Origin of the sequence: Sphingobacterium sp. UBA3519 (assembly GCF_002377215.1) — a bacterium.
In the GTDB taxonomy this organism is placed as follows: Bacteria; Bacteroidota; Bacteroidia; order Sphingobacteriales; family Sphingobacteriaceae; genus Sphingobacterium; species Sphingobacterium multivorum.
The window spans coordinates 181391-201676 of record NZ_DFPI01000033.1; the positions used below are offsets into that span (position 1 = coordinate 181391).

A 20286-nucleotide genomic window follows, 5' to 3' on the forward strand; every position below is an offset into this window, starting at 1 on the left:
TCGTATAGCTGCACCTTAGCTGTAACCCGACCTTTGCCCCTGTATTTAAAATTTTCAAAGTTTAACTAAACAAAGAAGCGTAACAAAATAAATGTAAGATGAGAACAAGTAAAATTGGTTTGTTATCCCTCTTCCTTATCGGAGCCGGATTGATACAGAGTTGCAAACAAAAAGAAGAAAAACAGTTAAAAGATGAGCCTCCGGTAGTAACCGTAGCCACTATCAACAGTTCGGAAACCGAGCAATCCGTTTCCTATTCGGGTTCCATTGTTCCCGACAATATGACTACCATAAGTTTTGCCGTTCCCGGCACGATTAACAGTGTGGGTGTAAATGAGGGGCAGCGAGTGAGCAAAGGACAGTTTCTTGCAAGCATTGATGCCACCGAGTACGAAGCGGCATTGCAGATTGCCAATGCCAGTTTAGAGCAGAGCCAGGATGCGTTCAGAAGATTTGATGAACTGTACAAAAAAGGAAGTTTCCCTGAAAAGGATTACATCGACATCAAGACCAAAGTAGCGCAGGCAGAAGCCAACAAAAAAATCAACCGCAAGCGCATTGCCGACAGCCGTTTGCATTCGCCTACCAATGGTATAATTACCGTGAAAACTGCCGAGGTTGGCGGTATGGCAGCACCGGGCGTTCCTGCCTTTACCATTGTAAAAACAGATATGGTATATGCGCAGTTTGCCGTACCCGAAAGCGAAATCGGCAGCTTTAAACAAGGGATGCAGGTAGATGTGAATATTCCTACATTGCAACGCAATTTCACGGGTAAAATCACCATCATTAATCCCGTAGCCGATGAAATTTCAAAAGCATTTACCCTTAAAGTACGCTTGGACAATCCGGGCGGCGTGCTGATGCCGGGAATGATTACCGAAGTGCTTGCAGGCGTCCCGGTAAAGGTTAAGCAGGTACGTGTACCACTTACCGCCATCATCAACAATGTAGATAAAATCCCGCACGTGTACGTGGTAGATAAGAACAACACCGCTAAGCTGACGAGGGTTACAGTGGGCAAAATCGTAGGCGATGCGGTTATTATAACCGATGGTCTTAACGAAAGCCAGACCATTATCCTTGCCGGGCAAAATAACGTGAAAGACGGGCAGAAAGTAAAAGCGCAAACTACATCGGTAACAGCATCAGCCCCAAAATCTGAATAATTTATGAAAAGAAAGATAAACCTCATTGAAGCGGCAATGAAATTTCCGCAAGTACCGATAGCGATTACCGTTATTATGGTGTTTGCCGGGTTAATTTCATTAATGACGATGCCGAGAAGTGAAGACCCCCGTGTAACAGTTAGACAGGGGCTTGTTGTGGCTTTCTACCCCGGAGCCGACGAAGAGCAGATAGAGAAAGAAGTAACCGACAAGCTGGAACAATACCTGTTCGGTTTCGAGGAAATCAAAAAAGAAAAAACCCATTCGGAAAGTAAGCCCGGACAGGTGGTTGTAACGGTAGAATTGCAGGACTATGTAAAGGACACCAAAAAATTCTGGAATACTTTACAGCACGGTTTGGATGCCAATATGCCTTTAGCATTGCCACGGGGCGTACAGGGACCGTATGTGAACAGCGATTTCGGCGATGTGGTTGTTCAGATGATTGCCGTATCAGCCCCCGGTCGTTCTTACGCCCAGTTGGAAAACTATTTGGATGAACTGGAAGACGGCATTAAGACGATACCGTCCGTTTCCAAAATCAAGCGTTACGGCGGACAGAAGCAGCAGGTATTTATTACCCTGCGAGAAGATGTATTGAAGCAATACGGTTTCGGTATCAACGAAATCACAAACACATTAAGCCAACAGAATGTAACTATTCCGAGTGGCGATATTGAAATTGACAAAAACCGTTTCCTTATTTTCACGGATGCGCAGTATCAGAATGAAAATGAAATCGGGAACCTGATTGTATATAGTTCCCCGCAGGGCGGCAATATCCGTTTGCGGGATATAGCCAACATCGAGAGAAGATATGAAGACCTGAAAAGCAAAATTACCGTTTCAGGAAACGATGTAATGATGCTGACCGTAGAAATGCAGCCCGGACAGAACATTGTCGATTTGGGTAATGCGCTGACACAGAAAGTTGCTGAAGTAAAAGAAATCCTGCCATCAGATGTGCAGGTCAGCACCATTGTTGACCAACCCGAAGTGGTTGATATGAATTTGGGGCATTTCTTTATCGAGTTCGGTATCGCCATTGCAGCCGTTATCTTGGTCGTAATGCTCCTGCTGCCGTTCAGGGTTGCCACCATTTCAGCCATTGCAGCACCCGTTACCATTGCCGTAACATTTGCTATCCTCAATTTGTTGGGTATCGAAATGCACCAGGTTAGTTTGGCGGCAATGATTATCGTACTGGGGATGGTGGTCGATGATGCCATTATCGTAGTGGATAATTACATCGAGAAAGTGGACGAAAAAATACCGTCGTGGACTGCCGCCTGGCAGAGTGCCACGCAGTTGATGGTTCCCATTTTCACGGCTACGCTTACCATTGTCCTATCGTTTCTGCCGTTGGCATTTACGCTTACCGGGCTTACGAGAGAGTTTGTGCAATGGATACCGATTACCGTAAGCATAGCTTTGGCGGTTTCGTTCCTTGTAGCCTTGTTCCTTACGCCGTATATGTGTTACCACTTCCTGAAAAAAGGATTGAAAAAGCACGATGATAAACCCAAAAAACGCAATTTCTTAGACCGGATGCAGGACGGTTTCGACCGGGCAATCGAGTTCTGTATGAAATGGCAGAAAACTACGTTGGTAGCAGGTTTGGTTATCTTCTTACTGTCTTTCGTGGTAGGTAGTCAGGTTAAAACCGAATTTTTCCCTATCGTGGAAAGAAACCAGTTCAACCTTGAATTGTGGATGGATAACGGTACGAATATCCACGAAACCGAAGCAGCCGTTAAGAAGATAGAAAAGGAAATTGCAGGCGATAAGCGCATTGTAAACACAGCAAGTTTTATCGGTACAAGCTCGCCACGTTTCTACTCTACCTATGCACCGGAGCACCCACGGGAAAACTTTGCGCAGGTATTCATCAATACCACAAGCAAAGATGCAACGGCAGAAATGATAGACGAGTATGTACAGAAATTCAACAACTACCTGCCGAACGGTTATGTGCGGGTTAGGCAGCTAAGCAAGAAGCAGCAGCACGCACCGATTGAAATCCGTGTGATTGGCAAGGATATGACCGAGCAGAAAAAAGTAGCCAAGCAGGTTGCAGCATTACTGGAAAACACTAAAGGTTCTAACTGGGTGCGCACCGATTATCAGAATGATTATGTAGGGCTGAAAGCCGTGGTTAAAGAAGATGTAGCCTTGCGTTTGGGCGTTACCAAAGCGCAGATAGCACAGGCATTGGGTGCAAAGATAAAAGGATACCCGGTATCGCAGATGTGGGAGGGCAATAAAGCCATCGACATTGTATTGCGTACAGACGAAAGCGACAGGGAAAATCTGGATGCTTTGGGCAATATGTACATCAATTCAACATTCGGTGCTAAGGTTCCTCTAAAGCAGGTGGTAGATTTACAACCGTCGTGGCATACTGGGGCTATTGTACACCGTAACGGGTTAAGAACCTTAACCGTTTCTTCCGAAGCGCAGTTGGGCAGAAAACCCGCAGAAGTATTTGCAGAAGTACAGCCTAAAATTGACAGCCTGAAACTGCCTAAAGGCATTAAGATTGCCTACGGCGGCGAGTATGAGGATGGACTGGAAAGCGGTCCCAAAATGGGAAAGGCTTTTATGATAAGTTTCGTTCTCATCTTCCTTGTGCTGTTATTCCAGTTCAAGCGTGTGGGTAAAGTATTCATTGTACTGGCTTCGTTCCCGTTGAGTTTACTGGGCGCAATGTTGGGCTTGTTCCTTACAGGGTACGAGTTCGGGTTTATGGCAATCATCGGTATTACCGCCTTACTGGGTATCGTAGTCCGTAACGGGATTATCCTCGTGGACTATGCAGATGAACTGGTAAGGGAGCACGGTCATACGATTAGAGAAGCAGCCCTGTTTGCAGCTAAACGAAGAATGCGACCAATCTTCCTTACCTCAATGGCGGCAGCAATCGGTTTGATACCGTTAATGGCGAGTGGCTCGCCGGAATGGGGACCGATTTCAAGTACCATTTCAATCGGTATTCTGGTATCAATGATTACCACATTATTTATCGTTCCGGTACTGTATTACAGGTTCGTAAAACCACCTAAAAACAAACAATCGGATGAACAGCACGAGCGCAATACCGATACCGATGTTCACCACCAAAAATATTTATCATAAAAAGGGATTATGTTACAGAAAAGATATAAAACAGTCATAAAGGTTTTTATATGCGGTTTCGTTCTTTTGCAGGGAACAAACAACCTCTTTGCACAACAGCAGCTAACCCTTGCGGAAAGCAAAGAACTGGCATTAAAAAACAATAACAGAATAGGCAAAGCTAAAGAAGACGTAATTGCCACCCAATCCGACAAGCTGATTGCGGATGTGGCAGGCAGACCAAAACTGGATGCTTCGGCAACCGCCTTTTACTTTGGCGAGCCATTGAACACAATGCTGCCCGAATACGGGTTTGCACCGATGGTCAGCGTTACACAGCCGATTTACACAGGCGGTAAGATTAAGTACGGCAAGCAGATGGCAGAAACCAATATACAGATGAGCAATGCGCAACAACGATTGGTGGAAGACGAAGTATTACTGGCTACCGAAACCGCTTACTGGCTTTTAGTGCAGGCTAAGGAAGAAATCAAACTGGAACAGCAGGTTAAAAAGCAACTGGCTTCGCATTATACATTCCTGAACAACCAGTTTGGGGCAGGATTGATTTACAAAAACGATGTATTGCGGGCAAAGGTGCTCCAGAATGAAAACGAAGCCCGTTTGCAGGCTGCGGAGAATAAGCTCATCCTGGCAAAAAGAAGATTGAGCCAGTTAATCGGGATGGAAGCCCCAACAGGTATAGACGTAGCCGATACATTGAGTACGGGCGACTTTTCTAAGCAGGGTGTTTTGGATGCTGTCGATGCGAACCGACCGGAAATTGAGTTGGCAACCAATGGCATTAAAATGAGCCAGCTTACCAAAAGTATGCTCAAAGCCGACCTGAAACCATCGGTAGGCTTATCGCTCAATGGAATGGCTGCCTTTGGAAAAGAGGGTATTAACTTTGGCGACCCGACCAAAAACCATATGCTAACCTACTTTGGTATGCTAAGCGTGAAAATCCCGGTTTTTGACTGGGGTAGCAGAAAAGAAAAAGTAAAACAGCAGGAAGCTAATATACGTTCGGCTGAATACGGTTTGAAAGAACTGAAAAGCCAAATCACGGTGGAGATTGAGCACGCAATGCTTAATCTGCAATTGCAGGCGAATAACATTGATTTGATGCAGGCGTCATTAATTGAAGCCGACGAAAATTTGAAGTTGAGCAATGACCGCTTTAAAGCCGGAACCATTACCGGAGAAGATGTGCTGATAGCTGAAACGCTTTGGCAAAGAGCATACAGCAATATGTTGGATGCAAAAATACGGTACAAAATAGCCGAAGCTGTGTACCACAAAGCTACTGGGCAGATAAAATAGTTTTTGTTGGAGTGAGATACACTCAATTTGCGGGGGACGGTAACAAGCCCCTGCATTTTTAATGGTTAATACGATGATATAAATGCAACACGATACTGCCAATAAAAACGGTATGATAATGATACCCGACATTTCAGGCTTTACGGATTTCGTTATCAAATCAAATATGTTTGTTGGAAAATACATAACAGAAAGCCTGCTCAAATCAGTAATGGATAGCAATATCCTTTGCCTTGAAATTTCCGAGGTTGAGGGCGATGCGATACTTTTTTACAAGTACCACAACCTGCCCACCTTTGAAGAAACATTGATGCAGATAGAACAGATGTACAACGATTTTCAAAAGGAATGCAAACGCCTCGCATTACAACTGGCAATAGAAATTCCTTTATCATTAAAGATAATTGTACACTACGGGGAATTTACCAAATACAAAATCGGGAAATTCGAGAAGCTCTACGGAGCACCAGTGGTAGAAGCCCACAAGATGCTGAAAAATCACATTGCGGAATACCCGCCATATGCGTTATTTTCTAATGCGTTTTTGGAAATCAATTTTGACCAACCCGAAAAAGCAACCGTTGCGTATGACAACTGCGAAGACTGTAAATACCTGCCCGAAATAGGTTATATCCATTACCTATAAAACCTAACAGTAAAAATCACAAATTTATCAAAGGAAATTATAATACTTGTGCATAGCAGCTTCTATAATTTTACATTAGATTTTAAATACGGTTCTAAAACCGACAATGACAAAATGAAAGATTTAGAAGAAAAACTATTGCGCAGGAACATAAAACCAACTTCGGTTAGGCTGTTAATCTTTAGAAGAATGTCTGACTTTAAAAAGGCTTTCAGCCTGACTGATTTGGAAACCGAACTGGAAACGGTCAATAAATCGACCATATTCAGGACGTTGACCCTCTTTCACGATAACCTACTCATTCATACTATTGATGATGGCTCCGGCGCAATGAAGTATTCTATTTGCAGCGATAACTGTATGTGCACCGTTGGCGACTTGCACGTGCACTTTAACTGTAACCGATGCAAGAATACCTTCTGCCTCGAAAGTATTGCCATTCCGCCTATCCAGTTGCCCGACAAATTTTTGTTGGAGAGTATCAATTTTGTAATGAAAGGAATGTGCAACGAATGTTCGAGGTTCGTTAAAACAAAATAATATTTTATGATACTCATCTTTAAATTTACAAACAGCCATATTTCCCGATATGGCTGTTTGTATTTGCAACCAGGTTCCCAAAACCGACTGATAATTTTGCCTTGTAAATTAAAATAATATGACAATGGCAATAAAAAATCATTATTCAGCAGATATAGATACAGCCTACAAAAGCAACCGCCTGTTTGATGTAATTTCCTTTGAATGTGCAGTACCCGAAAAAGAAATCGTGATTGCTTATACGGCAGCAATGCAATCCCATTCCACGCACCGTATAGCAAGCAGTTTGCTCAAATTTCTTCCGGGTATCACGCTATCCGATTACAAGGTCGAAAAATTTGAAGAGATACCTGGTTATGGTATCAAAGGATTTGTAAACGGGCACGAAGTCATCATTGGCAATTTAGCCCTGATGAAATCTTATGACTTCTTCTACGATGAAAGCCTCGACGAACTGCGGGAGCCTGTAATTCTCATTATGATTGACGACCGATATTCCGGCTGCTTTTTAATGATGGAATATCCGCAGTAGACACCAAATACAAAACATTTCAGGCTTAATACAAATTCAAAGGTTAGATAGTATAATTAAATTCAGCATCAAGAACAAAATCGTCATTGCTATAATGACATTGGTTCTTATCATTTGGGGCGTATGGAGTGCAACCAAATTGTCAATAGATGCCGTACCGGATATTACCAATAATCAGGTACAGATTATTACTGCCTGTCCTACACTGGCGGGGCAGGAAGTGGAACAGTTGGTTACGTTCCCCATTGAGCAGAGCATCGCCAACATTCCCGATTTAGTAGAAACAAGAAGTATATCCCGGTTCGGGCTTTCCGTCGTTACGGTAGTGTTCAAAGAAAATGTAGACATCTACTTTGCAAGGCAGTTGGTCAATGAAAAACTGAAAGAAGCCGAAGAAAAAATTCCGAAAGGTATCGGCACGCCTGAACTGGCTCCGGTAAGTACAGGGCTTGGAGAAGTCTATCAATACATCATCCACCCCAAAAAAGGCAGCGAGCATAAGTACAACGCCAAAGACCTGCGTACAATGCAAGATTGGATTGTTGCCCGCCAGTTGTACGGCACGCCAGGCATTGCCGAAGTAAACAGCTTTGGCGGAGAATTGAAACAATACGAGGTTGCGGTAAACCCCGACCGATTGAGAGCGATGACCGTAAGTATTCCCGACATATTCAACGCACTGGAACAAAACAATCAGAATACGGGCGGTGCATATATCGACAAGAAGCCTAACGCTTATTTTATCCGTGGTGTGGGCTTGGCTACTTCGTTGGAAGATATTAGAAATATACCCGTAAAAATCACGGGGCATACACCCATTTTTATTAAAGACGTAGCCGATGTGCGTTACGGTAGTGCCGTGCGTTACGGCGCACTAACCTATAACGGAGAAGTAGATGCCGTGGGCGGTGTGGTAATGATGCTCAAAGGCGAGAACAGTAACGAGGTGGTAAAACGGATAAAAGAGAAATTACCCACCATTCAGAAATCATTACCGGAAGATGTAACCATCGAGCCGTATTTAGACCGTACCGAATTAGTAGGCAGGGCAATGGACACAGTGGAAAAGAACTTGATTGAGGGAGCTTTGATTGTGATTTTTGTGCTTGTGCTGTTTCTGGGCAACCTAAGAGCCGGGCTAATCGTAGCATCAGCCATTCCGTTAGCGATGCTGTTTGCATTGGGGATGATGAACGTGTTTGGCGTTAGTGCCAACCTTATGAGCCTGGGAGCGATTGACTTCGGTTTGATTGTGGACGGTGCCGTTATTGTCGTGGAAGCAACCCTACACCATTTGGGCTTGCGGAAATCCACCAATAAACTGACCCAAAGCGAAATGGACGAGGAAGTATTTTTGTCCGCTTCCAAAATCAGGACAAGTGCCGCATTTGGCGAAATCATTATCCTTATCGTATATATCCCAATCCTGACGTTGGTAGGCGTTGAGGGTAAAATGTTCACACCGATGGCGCAAACCGTAGGCTTTGCCATTTTCGGCGCATTGATATTGTCCTTGACCTATATCCCAATGATGTGTGCGTTGTTCCTGCCGAAAAAAGGGCACGACAAGCCGAATTTCAGCGACAAGTTTATGGATAAGCTGCAAGGCTTCTACCAACCTTTGTTGCAGAAAGCTATCAGGGTTAAATATTGGTTAGTGGGCGTTACCACTGCGGTATTTGTAGTTGCCGTTATTCTGTTCAGCAGAATGGGCGGCGAGTTCATCCCGCAGTTGCAGGAGGGAGATTTTGCCTTTCACTGTATTTTACCTCAGGGAAGTTCGCTCAATCAGAGTATAGAAACGTCGATGCAGGCATCCCGCATTCTTAAAGAATTTGACGAGGTTAAAATGGTAGTCGGCAAGACCGGAGCTGCCGAAGTGCCTACCGACCCGATGCCGCCTGAAGCTACGGATATGATGATTATCCTCAAACCGCAGGACGAATGGAAAAGCAAGAAAAGCTACAACGAGTTAGGGGATGAAATGATGGAAAGGCTGTCCGTTATTCCGGGCGTTTTCTTTGAGAAGAACCAACCGATACAGATGCGTTTCAACGAATTGATGACAGGTATTCGTCAGGACGTTGCCGTTAAGATATTCGGGGAGAATATGGACACGTTAAGCGTGTATGCCAATAAGGTTAGCGAAGTAGTACAGCAGGTAAAAGGAGCCACACCGCCACAGGTGGAAAAGGTAAACGGCTTGCCGCAGATTAACATCGACTACGACCGTACCCGGATGGCAAATTACGGGCTGACGATACAACAGGTAAACGATATTGTGAGTACCGCATTTGCAGGTAAAGCAGCCGGGGTTATTTATGAGAACGAAAGGCAGTTTGAGCTTGTGGTAAGGTTGGATAGCGTACACCGCAGCAGCATCGAAGATGTAAGGAACCTGATGATACCAACTAATACAGGCTTTCAGATACCCATATCGCAGGTTGCTGATGTCAATTACAAATTGGATGCCGCACAAATCAGCCGTGAAGCGGGAAAACGCCGCATTGTGATTGGCTTTAACGTAGCCGGACGTGATGTGCAAAGCGTTGTTACCGATATTCAGCAGCAGCTTTCCGAAAAAGTAAAATTGCCCACAGGGTATTACTTTACTTACGGCGGTCAGTTTGAGAACCTGAAAGAAGCCAGTAACCGCCTGATGATTGCCGTACCAGTATCGCTGTTATTGATATTCGCATTGCTTTATTTCACATTCCGTTCATTCAAGCAGGCAGGTTTGATATTTACTGCCATCCCGATGAGTGCCATCGGCGGTGTGTTTGCTTTGATGCTGCGGGGAATGCCTTTCAGTATTAGCGCAGGTATCGGCTTTATTGCCCTGTTCGGTGTTGCCGTATTGAACGGTATTGTATTGATAGGCACATTCAACCAACTGAAAAAAGACGGTTTGGATGATGTGATAAAACGGACAATCGAGGGAACAAAAATCCGGTTACGTCCGGTATTGATGACGGCAACGGTAGCATCACTGGGCTTCCTGCCGATGGCAATCAGCACCAGTGCCGGGGCAGAAGTACAAAAGCCATTGGCTACAGTAGTGATTGGCGGATTAATAACGGCTACATTTCTTACCCTGTTTGTATTGCCATTGCTCTACATCATATTCAATTCAAAATTTAATTTCAAAAACAGTAAAGGTGTGAAAACAACCGTAATCGCTCTTTTACTGGGTATCGGAGGTATGACCACTGCCAATGCCCAGGAAAGGGTAAGCATAGATACTGCTATTAATACCGCATTGCAAAGCAATGGGCAGGTCAACGTCAATAAGTCGGAGATTGATGCGGCTAAATACAATGTAAAGACCGCTAACGATATACCAATGACACAGGTATTTGTAGAAAATGAAGATTTAAGACCATCGGACAAAACGGGTATATGGAAAATCGGGCTTACGCAAAGTATTGCGTGGCCCGGCTTATATGCTGCCCGCAAGGACTATTTAAAAGCACAGCTAAAATATTCCGAATTGAATACAGAGGTTATGAATGCCAATATCCGAAAAGACGTTAGAACCGCTTATTACCAGTTGTGGTTTTTGCAGGATAAAAATCTGTTACTGAAAAGCCTTGACAGCATTTACACCAACCTCTTCAATACAACACAGGTTCGGGTTAGAACGGGCGACGTCGCAAAGCTCGACCAGATTGCGGCAGATGCCCAACTCAAACAGTTAAAAGCCTACGTGGAGCAGAACAATAAGGAAATTGTAATACAGCAACAGCAATTAATGGTATTGCTCAATCGTAACGAATGGATACTCCCAATAGATGAGCCGTTACAGAAATTGGAAACGAACTTGTATGATGAAAACAATGTACACCCGGTATTGCAGTTGCAGCAGCAAAATGTAAGCGTTGCGGCGGCAAATATCAAGATACAAAAGAAAAGCAATTTGCCCGAATTTTCAGCAAGGGTATTCAGCCAGAGATTGTACGGCGTTTCAGACCCGTTTACGGGCTTTTCGGTTTCGGTAGGCTTCCCGTTGTTTGGTGCAGGTGCGTATAAAAACAAAGTGAATGTAGCCAACAAGGAAAAGGAAGTACAGGAAAACCTATTGTCTTACCAAACGCAGGTAATGGCAACGGACAAGAAATCTGCCATCGCAGAAATGGAAAAGAATATGGCTTTGTTGAGCTTCTTTGAAACATCGGGACTGCAACAGGCAAAGGATATTACCGAAGCGGCGTCACAAAGCTACCGCTCGGGAGATATCAGCTTTGCAGAACTAAGCCAGTTCTTAACGCAGGCAATCAATATCCGCCAAAATTATCTGGACGTTCTGAACAGTTACAATCACTCAGCAATTCAATACAATTACCTTAATAACAAATAAGATGAACAATATATCGAAAATGTTTTTAGCAGCACTCTTTACAGTTTCCCTGACCGCCTGTGGAGATAGTCAAAAAAAGGAAAGCGAAGACGGTCATAACCACGAGCACAAAACGGAAGCAAAAGCCGATACAGGGCACGGACACGAGCACGGAGCCGAAGAGGGCGCTGCCACCGTTGCGGCACTTACGCCCCAACAGATTGAAGCTGTAGGTATCAAATACGGTGTGGTGGAAATGAAAGAACTAACCGCCACTATTAAAGCGAACGGTATTTTGAGTTTGCCCAACAGTAGCAAGGCAAATGCTACCTCTTTATACGGTGGCGTGATAAAATCTATTAATGTACAGATTGGCGACTATGTACGCAAAGGACAGGTTATTGCCACCATTGCCAACCCGCAGTTTATCCAGTTGCAGGAAGAATACCTGACCATCAACAGTAAAATAACTTTTGCCGAACAGGAAATGCAAAGACAAAAAGAACTGAACACCGGCAATGCCGGGGCATTGAAAAACCTGCAAAATGCCACCGCCGAACTCAATGCGTTAAGAACCCGCAAAGCCTCTTTGCATCAACAAATACAGCTAATGGGCATCAATCCAAATTCAGTCAGCAACAGTTCACTTAAATCCTCACTGATAGTTACAAGCCCCATTAGCGGAGCCATTAGCAATGTGTACGGCAAAATCGGCAGCTATGTAGATGTTTCTTCGCCTGTGGCTGAAATTGTAGATAACAGTTCCCTGCATTTGCATTTGAATGTATTTGAAAAAGATTTGCCCTTGCTGAAAACCGGGCAGACCATACATTTTACCCTGACCAATAATCCGGTAAACGAGCACGATGCCGTGATATACGGTATTGGTTCGGCGTTTGAAAACGACAGCAAAACCATTCCCATACACGCCCGTGTAAAAGGCAATGTAAAGGGACTGATTGACGGGATGAACATTACGGCGATTGTGAGCCTCAACAATGTGCTTTCCCCGTCAGTTCCAAATGATGCGGTGGTAGATGCGGACGGTAAGAAATACATCTTTGTCATTACCAACAAAAAGCCGCAGGCAGCCGGAGAAGAAGACGGACACGGGCACGACCACGGCGATGAAAAGACAGCGCATAAAGAGGAAGCGGCAGGCACGGTAAATTTTGAAAAAATTGAAGTGGTTACAGGTGTTACAGAAATGGGTTATACGAGCATTACTCCAGTAACGGAAATTCCCAAAGATGCAAGGATAGTTACCAAAGGTGCGTTTTTCATCAATGCGAAATTATCAGGTGGTGGCGGTCACGCTCACGCACACTAAAATAACAAATACCCTCTGATTGTTCCTAATAAGCAATCAGCCAGTAAATCAAATATAAGGGTTTTGCTAAAATGGTAGCTGTTTCGCTTTTGCAACCAGGTTCCCAAAATGGCAGAGTAATTTTGTTTTACAAATAGAAATAAAAAAAATTTTAGATATGTCAAAAATATGTTGTAGTACAGACGATAGTCTGAACCTAGTAAATAAAAAAGAGCATAAACATAAATATGATACACAGGGAAATCAACTATGCTGTTTGAAAACAGAAAAGATTTATAAAAATGCAGGTGCATCAGATTTGCTGAAAGATGCTAATCATTCCGATGACGGACACGGACACACTGGCGGCAAAAGTTGCAGTAAAGCCGATACTAAACATTGTGATGATGACCACAACCATATAGAAAAAAGCGGACGCAATCACGACCACCACGGACACAATCACGATCACCACGGGCACAGCCACGGTGATGACCACGACCACAGTCACGACATAGAGGGCAAAACGCCATTTCAGTTATTTATGCCTGCGGGTATATCTTTAGCTTTATTACTTGTTGCTATCGGTTTTGATAATTACTTTACTCAAAACTGGTTCACTGGTTGGGTTAGAATTGCCTGGTACGTTATCGCTTATTTACCTGTCGGATTGCCAGTAATCAAAGAAGCTATTGAAAGTATCCGATACAAAGACTTTTTTTCAGAATTTTTCTTGATGGCGATTGCGACAATCGGTGCATTTGCACTTGGCGAATATCCTGAAGCAGTAGCTGTAATGCTGTTCTACTCCGTAGGTGAAGTATTTCAGACTATTGCGGTATCAAGAGCAAAAGGTAATATTAAAGCCCTATTAGACCAACGCCCTGATGAGGTAACGGTTATCAGAGCAGGTAAGCCTATTGTTGTAAAAGCTGAAGATGCTTACATAGGCGATGTTATTCAGTTAAAGCCGGGCGAAAAATTGGGATTGGACGGCGAGTTGATTTCAGAAACCGCCTCTTTCAATACAGCAGCCCTTACAGGAGAAAGCAAACCTGATACAAAAAGTAAAGGCGAAGCTGTATTGGCAGGTATGATTAACCTCAACACTGTAAGCCAAATAAAGGTAACAACCGATTATTCGGATAGTAAGTTAAGCAGAATTTTGGAACTGGTTCAGGATGCCACATCGCAAAAAGCACCAACCGAGTTGTTTATCCGTAAATTTTCCAAAATTTATACGCCGATAGTCGTATATCTGTCTATTGCTATTACCTTACTTCCCGCACTTTTCGTAGATAATTATGTATTCAGTGAATGGTTGTATAGAGCATTGGTATTCCTGGTTATCTCTTGTCCTTGCGCTTTGGTAATCTCCATCCCTCTGGGTTATTTTGGTGGTATTGGGGCAGCAAGTCGAAACGGTATCCTGCTTAAAGGGTCTAATTTCCTTGATATTCTTGCCAAAGTAGAAAATGTAGTGATGGATAAAACGGGAACCCTCACCGAAGGTGTTTTCAAAGTCCAGGAAGTCTTTATCAAACCAGAATTCAATAAAGACGAAATACTCAACCTCGTCAACGTATTGGAAAGTCAAAGTACACACCCTGTTGCAACCGCAATCCACAATTATTGGGGAGAGGTAGATGCCGACGTAAATTTAGCAAATGTTGAAGAAATAGCAGGACACGGATTAAAAGCCACCGTTAACGGTAAAGAGCTTTTAGTAGGTAATTTCAAATTGCTCGATAAATTTAACATCAGCCACGATGCAGATACCGCAAACATAGTTTACACAGTAATAGCGATTGCTTATGATAGAAAGTTCGTAGGATATTTAACCATTTCGGACAGCATTAAAGTAGATGCAAAAGCAGCAATTGAAAATCTGCGTAAAATGGGTGTAAAAACCACAATGTTGAGTGGTGATAAAAATACCGTTGTTCAGTTTGTTTCGGGACAGTTGGGCATTGACAGTGCGTATGGGGATTTATTACCTGAAGACAAAGTAAATAAAGTAAAGGAAATCAAATCCCGTAATGGCAGCGTGGCGTTTGTAGGTGATGGTGTAAATGATGCTCCAGTAATTGCGTTGAGTGATGCAGGTATCGCAATGGGCGGTTTAGGAAGTGATGCTGCTATTGAAACAGCCGATGTTGTGATACAGGACGATATGCCATCCAAAATACCAATGGCTATTAATATCGGAAAACAGACTAAAAAAATCGTCTTTCAAAATATAGCATTGGCATTCGGAGTAAAAGCAATCGTGCTTATACTTGGTGCAGGAGGATTAGCAACAATGTGGGAAGCTGTATTTGCCGATGTAGGTGTAGCCTTATTAGCAATTCTTAATGCGGTGCGGATACAAAGAATGAAGTTTTAATTGTTAAGTTGGACTGCCGCAAGATTATTTTTGCGGCAGTTTTTTTATCGTAAGCAATTTTGGAAATGGGTAAACAACAATCACAGGCTTCACTAAGCGAAATACATAATTCAGTCGATACGACCACTCCTGGTAAATCCCGTTGGCGGAGAGTACTGGCTTTTTTCGGGCCAGCTTATCTTGTCAGTGTTGGGTATATGGACCCAGGCAACTGGGCAACTGGTTTGGCGGGTGGCAGCCAGTTCTGATATTCATTACTTTGGGTTTTGTTGATGAGTAGCATTATGGGTTTATTGCTCCAGAGCTTGTCAGCAAGGTTGGGCATCGTTCGTAATAGGGATTTGGCACAGGCAAACCGGGAAACATACCCGAAGAAAATAAACTTTATACTGTATCTACTTGCAGAAATAGCTATTGTGGCCACAGACCTTGCTGAAATATTGGGTATGGCGATAGGCTTGCAATTACTTACAGGAATGCCCTTGATTTGGGGTGTTGCAATTACTGCGTTAGATACATTCTTGTTGATGACCCTACAAAAATGGGGAATGAGAAAACTAGAAGCCTTTATTATTGGATTGATATTCGTTATCGGAATGTCATTCCTTGTGCAAATATGGGTAGCTAATCCCAATGTAGGAGAAATAGCGACAGGACTGATACCACACATTCAGAACGATACAGCATTGTATATCGCCATCGGCATTATCGGTGCGACGGTAATGCCACATAATCTATACCTCCATTCTGCATTGGTACAGACAAGAAAGTTTAACCGTGATGACGCCAGCATCAAAAAAGCAATCAAGCTAAATTTTTGGGACAGTGCTATTGCATTAAATATGGCATTGTTTGTAAATGCTGCTATATTAATTCTTGCCGCTACGGTTTTTTACAAAACCGGGCGTTCTGATGTGGCGGAGCTAAAGCAGGCTTACGAGCTATTACCTCAACATTTCGGAAGTAATTTTACAGCCAAACTCTTTGCCGTAGCATTGATAGCTGCCGGGCAAAGCAGTACCATTACAGGTACGCTTGCCGGCCAAATCGTAATGGAGGGTTATCTGCGGTTTAGAATAAACCCTTTATTAAGAAGGCTTATCACGAGGTTACTCGCCATAGTTCCGGCAGCTTTGGTAATCCTAATCAATGGCGAGGACAATGTAGATAGCCTGCTTATCTTCAGCCAGGTGGTATTGAGTATGCAACTGGGTTTTGCAGTTATTCCACTTATACATTTTGTAAGTGATAAAAGGACAATGGGCAAATTTGCCATCAAGCCCTTGATAAAAATAACGGCTTGGGTTATAACAATCCTACTGGTGTATCTAAATTCCAAACTATTAGCAGAGGAAGCATTTAGTTTTTTTGCTACTTCAGGTAACATAGCTTGTAAAAGTTTAATCATTTTGGGTGGGATAGGTTTTATCATTTTGATGGCATATACTACGTTGTACCCATTATTCAGTAGAAAAGCCTTTTGTGAAATAACACCGCACGACAAGCCGGAGCCTTTGCAGCTACAACCATTCGTGCCATACCGGAATATTGCGCTTACTGTGGATTTTAAGACCCTTGACCACAAGGTTATCAACCACGCCATTACGCAGGGCGGTAAAGACAGCAGGTACACGCTCATTCATATCGTGGAGAGTGTGGCATCCGCATCGCACTTTCACGACAGTACCGACGAGGAAACTGTAAAAGACAGGGAGTTTTTGGAGGAATACGCAAAGCAGTTACAGGACAACGGATATTTTGCTGATGCAAAACTAGGCTTTGGAAGGACTGCCAATGCCATTGCCGAAATCGTCAATCAGTCCGGTGCTGAACTGGTGGTAATGGGTGCACACGGGCATAAGGGATTGAAAGATTTGTTGTACGGCGCAACCATAAATCAGGTAAGGCATTTGGTAAATGTACCTGTGCTGGTTATCCCTAAAGAAAACACTGAAATAGTAAAAATTTAACCTTTAAAAATTGATAATATGAATAAACTGAATTGTTGGAAGTGCGTACTGCTATTGTCGTCGCTTCTTGGGTTGTTAATCCAAAGTTCTTAAAGTACTTTATGTAAATATTGCAAACTAAAAAGTCACGGGATATACCGTGACTTTAATTTGATTAAACTAATGAACTCAATCCCCCAAAATTGACCTGATTTTAATTTAAGGTGGCAGTTAATGAAATTTCTAAATTATATGCTTTTCCTACAGGACACATTGCTTTTGACTGTTCAGCGTATTTTAAAAAATCTTCATTGGTTAAACCAGGTATTTCTGCATCCAGTACCAAATCGGAATTAGTAATATCGAAGCTTGTTGCGGTTATAGTACAGGATGTTTCAATTTTCTCTGCCTCTATACCGTTGCTCGTGAGGATATAATTTAATGTCATTGTGTAACAAGCTGCGTGCGCTGCCGCCATTAATTCTTCCGGATTAGTAGCAGTAGTTTCTCCTTCTGCTTTATTGTGTTTAAAAACACTTCTACCAATAGTAGAATGCGATGCATCAAAATTTCCATTTCCGTTTTTAAAATTACCTTGCCATTTAGCTGTGATTTTTGCTTTCATTGTACTCTATTTTTAATTACATAACAAAATTACTGCTTCAGAGAAAGGCTATCAATACACATACTTCACACTTAATAGGACATTTTACCCATAAGTAGGGTTACATTGAATTTCGGAATGTAAGAGGTGAAGAGCCCGTTTGTGATTTGAAAAAGCGAAGAAAATAAGAATAGTCTTCGTACCCGAGATAAACAGCGATTTCTTTAATGCTTAACGTTGTATTGACAAGTAATCTTTTTGCCTGAAGGATAATTCGATTTTTGATAATTGTATTTGGAGCAATCTGTTTTTCTGTTACTATTTTTCGGTTGAGGTTTTTAGGTGTAAGATTGAGCATAGATGCATAATCTGCTACGGAGTGGATAGTTCGATAATTTTGCTCTACCAATTGGCTAAATTTTCTCGCCAGCTCTTTATCGAATGATACGGGGTGATAAATATCGTAGTCCTTTTTTGCAAGAGTTCGGGTAGCAAAAATAACAACCTGCTTGATATAGGTCTTAATCATTTCTTCCGCCCAAAAATCTTTTACCGCAATTTCCTCTTTAATAGAAATAAGTATTTTTTGAAAAATGTCTCTTTGATGTGCGGTGAGCGCTATAAAAGGAAGTTCAAAAACGTTGTCGAAAAGAAGTCCGTCACAAGCAAGCTCTTTATCGTGAAAAGCGATACAATAGAAATTCGGGTTAAAATAAACAATGCTTCCTTCCGAATTTTTAGATATTTTGAATTGTTGCCCTATACTAAAGAAAAGCAATGTACTTTCTTCAAAATCATAGTCAACAAAATCAACATTAACACGTCCTTCTTTTAAGAAAACAATTTTATAATTCTCGTCAAACCAAACTGTGTTGCTTACAATCCCATCTGGCATTCCAAAAAAATCGAAATAACCTATCATTTTATCCTGATTGTTCTCGGTCGCTATATCCATTCTCCTTTTTATATAAACAACAAAGCCCTGAAATAAATCAGGACTTTGCTAAAGTTACAAAAATTATAATGTTCCTCTGCGTTCTTGCTCTCTTTCGATAGATTGGAACAATGCCTTAAAGTTTCCTGCGCCGAAACCTCTTGCACCCATTCTTTGAATAACCTCAAAGAAAAATGTAGGACGGTCTTCAACTGGTTTGGTAAAGATTTGTAACAAATAGCCCTCTTCGTCCGCATCAATCAGAATACCCAACTCCTGCAATTCCTTGATATCTTCTTTAAAGCGGTGCATATGCGCTTTTAAGCGTTCAGGAATGGCATCATAATACGCTTGTGGCGGTCTTGACAGAAATTCAACCCCTCTTGATTTCAGGTCGTTTACGGTCTTTACAATATCATCCGTAGTTACGGCAATATGCTGAACGCCCTCGCCCTCGTAAAATTCAAGGTACTCTTCAATCTGTGATTTCTTTTTGCCCTCTGCGGGTTCGTTTATCGGGAATTTAATTCTGCCGTTACCGTTTGCCATTACTTTAGACATCAGGGCAGAATATTCGGTAGAAACCTGCTTATCATCGAATGACAGGAAGTTCTCAAATCCCATTACATCCTCAAACCATTTTACCCAGGTGTCCATTTGGTTCCAGTCCACATTGCCCACCATATGGTCAATATATTTTAGTCCCGCAGGCGCAGGGTTATATTCGGTTTCCCATTGCTCATAGCCCGGCATAAATATACCGTTGTAGTTTTTGCGTTCGGTAAACATAAAAATCGTTTCGCCATACGCATAAATGCCCGATTGTACCACTTCGCCGTTTTCATCGGTAGTTACAGTTGGTTCCATATAGGCTTTAGCACCTCTTTTCGTGGTTTCTTCAAAGGCTTTGCGGGCATCTTCTACCCAAAGACCCACTACTTTGATGCCGTCGCCGTGCTTCTTTACGTGTCCGTTAATTTCGGAATTAGAGCGCATCCCGGTCGTTAATACCAGTCTCACTTTGTCCTGCTTTACCACGTAAGAAGCCCTGTCCTGTAAGCCTGTTTCCAGTCCGGCATACGCCAACGACTGAAACCCGAAAGCTGATTTGTAATAGTGAGCAGCCTGTTTCGCATTGCCTACATAAAATTCCACGTAGTCTGTTCCTAAAATCGGTAAAAAATCTTGTGCGCCCTCGAATATCTTATCCAAGCCATATTCGACGTTCTTTAAATCGTTTGTCATTATATATGATTTTTAAAAATTATGTTATGTGTGATTTTGCAATAAAGATTGTTGCACAAAGAAGATTTGTGCAATCGTGTTGGGGTTGGGAACCCGAAGCTACAACATAGCCCGATGCAAAACGGAGAGAAAGGTTTTGATAGCCATTTTATAAAACAGTTAGCGTTATACTTCGATAAAAGTATTCCGCTTATTC

General features: G+C 42.6%; 13 protein-coding genes. 10 read left to right on the forward strand and 3 right to left on the reverse strand.

The annotated features are described in order from the left end of the window. Positions 1–98: 98 nt before the first annotated feature. From B3297_RS21265 to B3297_RS24920, 10 genes are all read left to right on the forward strand, one after another. A complete protein-coding gene (locus B3297_RS21265) occupies positions 99–1169 on the forward strand; it encodes an efflux RND transporter periplasmic adaptor subunit (RefSeq protein WP_050377138.1) in 1071 nt (356 codons plus the stop codon). Between the two features lie 3 nt (positions 1170–1172). Beyond that, positions 1173–4304 carry an efflux RND transporter permease subunit gene (locus tag B3297_RS21270; protein ID WP_066439828.1) on the forward strand — a complete coding sequence of 1044 codons (3132 nt, stop codon included), beginning with the start codon at positions 1173–1175 and terminating at the stop codon, positions 4302–4304. Between the two features lie 9 nt (positions 4305–4313). Then, a complete protein-coding gene (locus tag B3297_RS21275) occupies positions 4314–5609 on the forward strand; it encodes a TolC family protein (RefSeq protein WP_066439822.1) in 1296 nt (431 codons plus the stop codon). A 118-nt stretch (positions 5610–5727) separates the two neighbouring features. After that, positions 5728–6255, forward strand: a complete 528-nt coding sequence (locus tag B3297_RS21280; RefSeq protein WP_185113527.1) for a DUF2652 domain-containing protein — start codon at positions 5728–5730, stop codon at positions 6253–6255. 114 nt (positions 6256–6369) lie between these two features. Continuing rightward, on the forward strand, positions 6370–6795 hold the full coding sequence (locus B3297_RS21285; protein ID WP_082738301.1) for a Fur family transcriptional regulator: 426 nt from the start codon (positions 6370–6372) through the stop codon (positions 6793–6795). Between the two features lie 124 nt (positions 6796–6919). Continuing rightward, positions 6920–7327: a hypothetical protein gene (locus tag B3297_RS21290; RefSeq protein ID WP_146193372.1), complete on the forward strand. Its 408-nt coding sequence runs from the start codon at positions 6920–6922 to the stop codon at positions 7325–7327. A gap of 94 nt (positions 7328–7421) precedes the next feature. Beyond that, entirely contained in the window at positions 7422–11684 is a 4263-nt protein-coding gene (locus B3297_RS21295; protein WP_414711987.1) for a CusA/CzcA family heavy metal efflux RND transporter, read from the forward strand. A 1-nt stretch (position 11685) separates the two neighbouring features. After that, positions 11686–12993 carry an efflux RND transporter periplasmic adaptor subunit gene (locus B3297_RS21300; RefSeq protein ID WP_066434357.1) on the forward strand — a complete coding sequence of 436 codons (1308 nt, stop codon included), beginning with the start codon at positions 11686–11688 and terminating at the stop codon, positions 12991–12993. A gap of 157 nt (positions 12994–13150) precedes the next feature. After that, positions 13151–15358 (forward strand): heavy metal translocating P-type ATPase, encoded by a 2208-nt coding sequence (locus tag B3297_RS21305; protein WP_066434355.1) that lies wholly within the window; start codon positions 13151–13153, stop codon positions 15356–15358. A gap of 272 nt (positions 15359–15630) precedes the next feature. After that, the gene (locus tag B3297_RS24920; RefSeq protein ID WP_414711988.1) at positions 15631–17328 is read left to right on the forward strand and encodes an Nramp family divalent metal transporter; all 1698 of its coding nucleotides are present in this window, start codon (positions 15631–15633) and stop codon (positions 17326–17328) included. A gap of 193 nt (positions 17329–17521) precedes the next feature. Here B3297_RS24920 and B3297_RS21315 read toward each other — a convergent pair whose 3' ends face one another. The 3 genes from B3297_RS21315 to hppD all read right to left on the reverse strand — a co-directional run bounded on the left by B3297_RS21315 (position 17522) and on the right by hppD (position 20090). Beyond that, complete coding sequence (locus B3297_RS21315; RefSeq protein WP_066434354.1) at positions 17522–17932, reverse strand: OsmC family peroxiredoxin; 411 nt, start codon at positions 17930–17932, stop codon at positions 17522–17524. Positions 17933–18032: 100 nt separating this feature from the next. Further along, a complete protein-coding gene (locus tag B3297_RS21320) occupies positions 18033–18866 on the reverse strand; it encodes a helix-turn-helix domain-containing protein (RefSeq protein WP_066434353.1) in 834 nt (277 codons plus the stop codon). Positions 18867–18929: 63 nt separating this feature from the next. After that, positions 18930–20090, reverse strand: a complete 1161-nt coding sequence (gene hppD / locus B3297_RS21325) for a 4-hydroxyphenylpyruvate dioxygenase (protein ID WP_066434350.1) — start codon at positions 20088–20090, stop codon at positions 18930–18932. Positions 20091–20286: the final 196 nt, after the last annotated feature.

Excerpts from the sequence above, each read along its gene's own strand:
- B3297_RS21265 (WP_050377138.1), top strand. The coding sequence starts at position 99 with ATGAGAACAAGTAAAATTGGTTTGTTATCCCTCTTCCTTATCGGAGCC.
- B3297_RS21270 (WP_066439828.1), top strand. The coding sequence starts at position 1,173 with ATGAAAAGAAAGATAAACCTCATTGAAGCGGCAATGAAATTTCCGCAA.
- B3297_RS21275 (WP_066439822.1), top strand. The coding sequence starts at position 4,314 with ATGTTACAGAAAAGATATAAAACAGTCATAAAGGTTTTTATATGCGGT.
- B3297_RS21280 (WP_185113527.1), top strand. The coding sequence starts at position 5,728 with ATGATACCCGACATTTCAGGCTTTACGGATTTCGTTATCAAATCAAAT.
- B3297_RS21285 (WP_082738301.1), top strand. The coding sequence starts at position 6,370 with ATGAAAGATTTAGAAGAAAAACTATTGCGCAGGAACATAAAACCAACT.
- B3297_RS21290 (WP_146193372.1), top strand. The coding sequence starts at position 6,920 with ATGGCAATAAAAAATCATTATTCAGCAGATATAGATACAGCCTACAAA.
- B3297_RS21295 (WP_414711987.1), top strand. The coding sequence starts at position 7,422 with ATGACATTGGTTCTTATCATTTGGGGCGTATGGAGTGCAACCAAATTG.
- B3297_RS21300 (WP_066434357.1), top strand. The coding sequence starts at position 11,686 with ATGAACAATATATCGAAAATGTTTTTAGCAGCACTCTTTACAGTTTCC.
- B3297_RS21305 (WP_066434355.1), top strand. The coding sequence starts at position 13,151 with ATGTCAAAAATATGTTGTAGTACAGACGATAGTCTGAACCTAGTAAAT.
- B3297_RS24920 (WP_414711988.1), top strand. The coding sequence starts at position 15,631 with ATGAGTAGCATTATGGGTTTATTGCTCCAGAGCTTGTCAGCAAGGTTG.
- B3297_RS21315 (WP_066434354.1), bottom strand. The coding sequence starts at position 17,932 with ATGAAAGCAAAAATCACAGCTAAATGGCAAGGTAATTTTAAAAACGGA.
- B3297_RS21320 (WP_066434353.1), bottom strand. The coding sequence starts at position 18,866 with ATGGATATAGCGACCGAGAACAATCAGGATAAAATGATAGGTTATTTC.
- hppD (WP_066434350.1), bottom strand. The coding sequence starts at position 20,090 with ATGACAAACGATTTAAAGAACGTCGAATATGGCTTGGATAAGATATTC.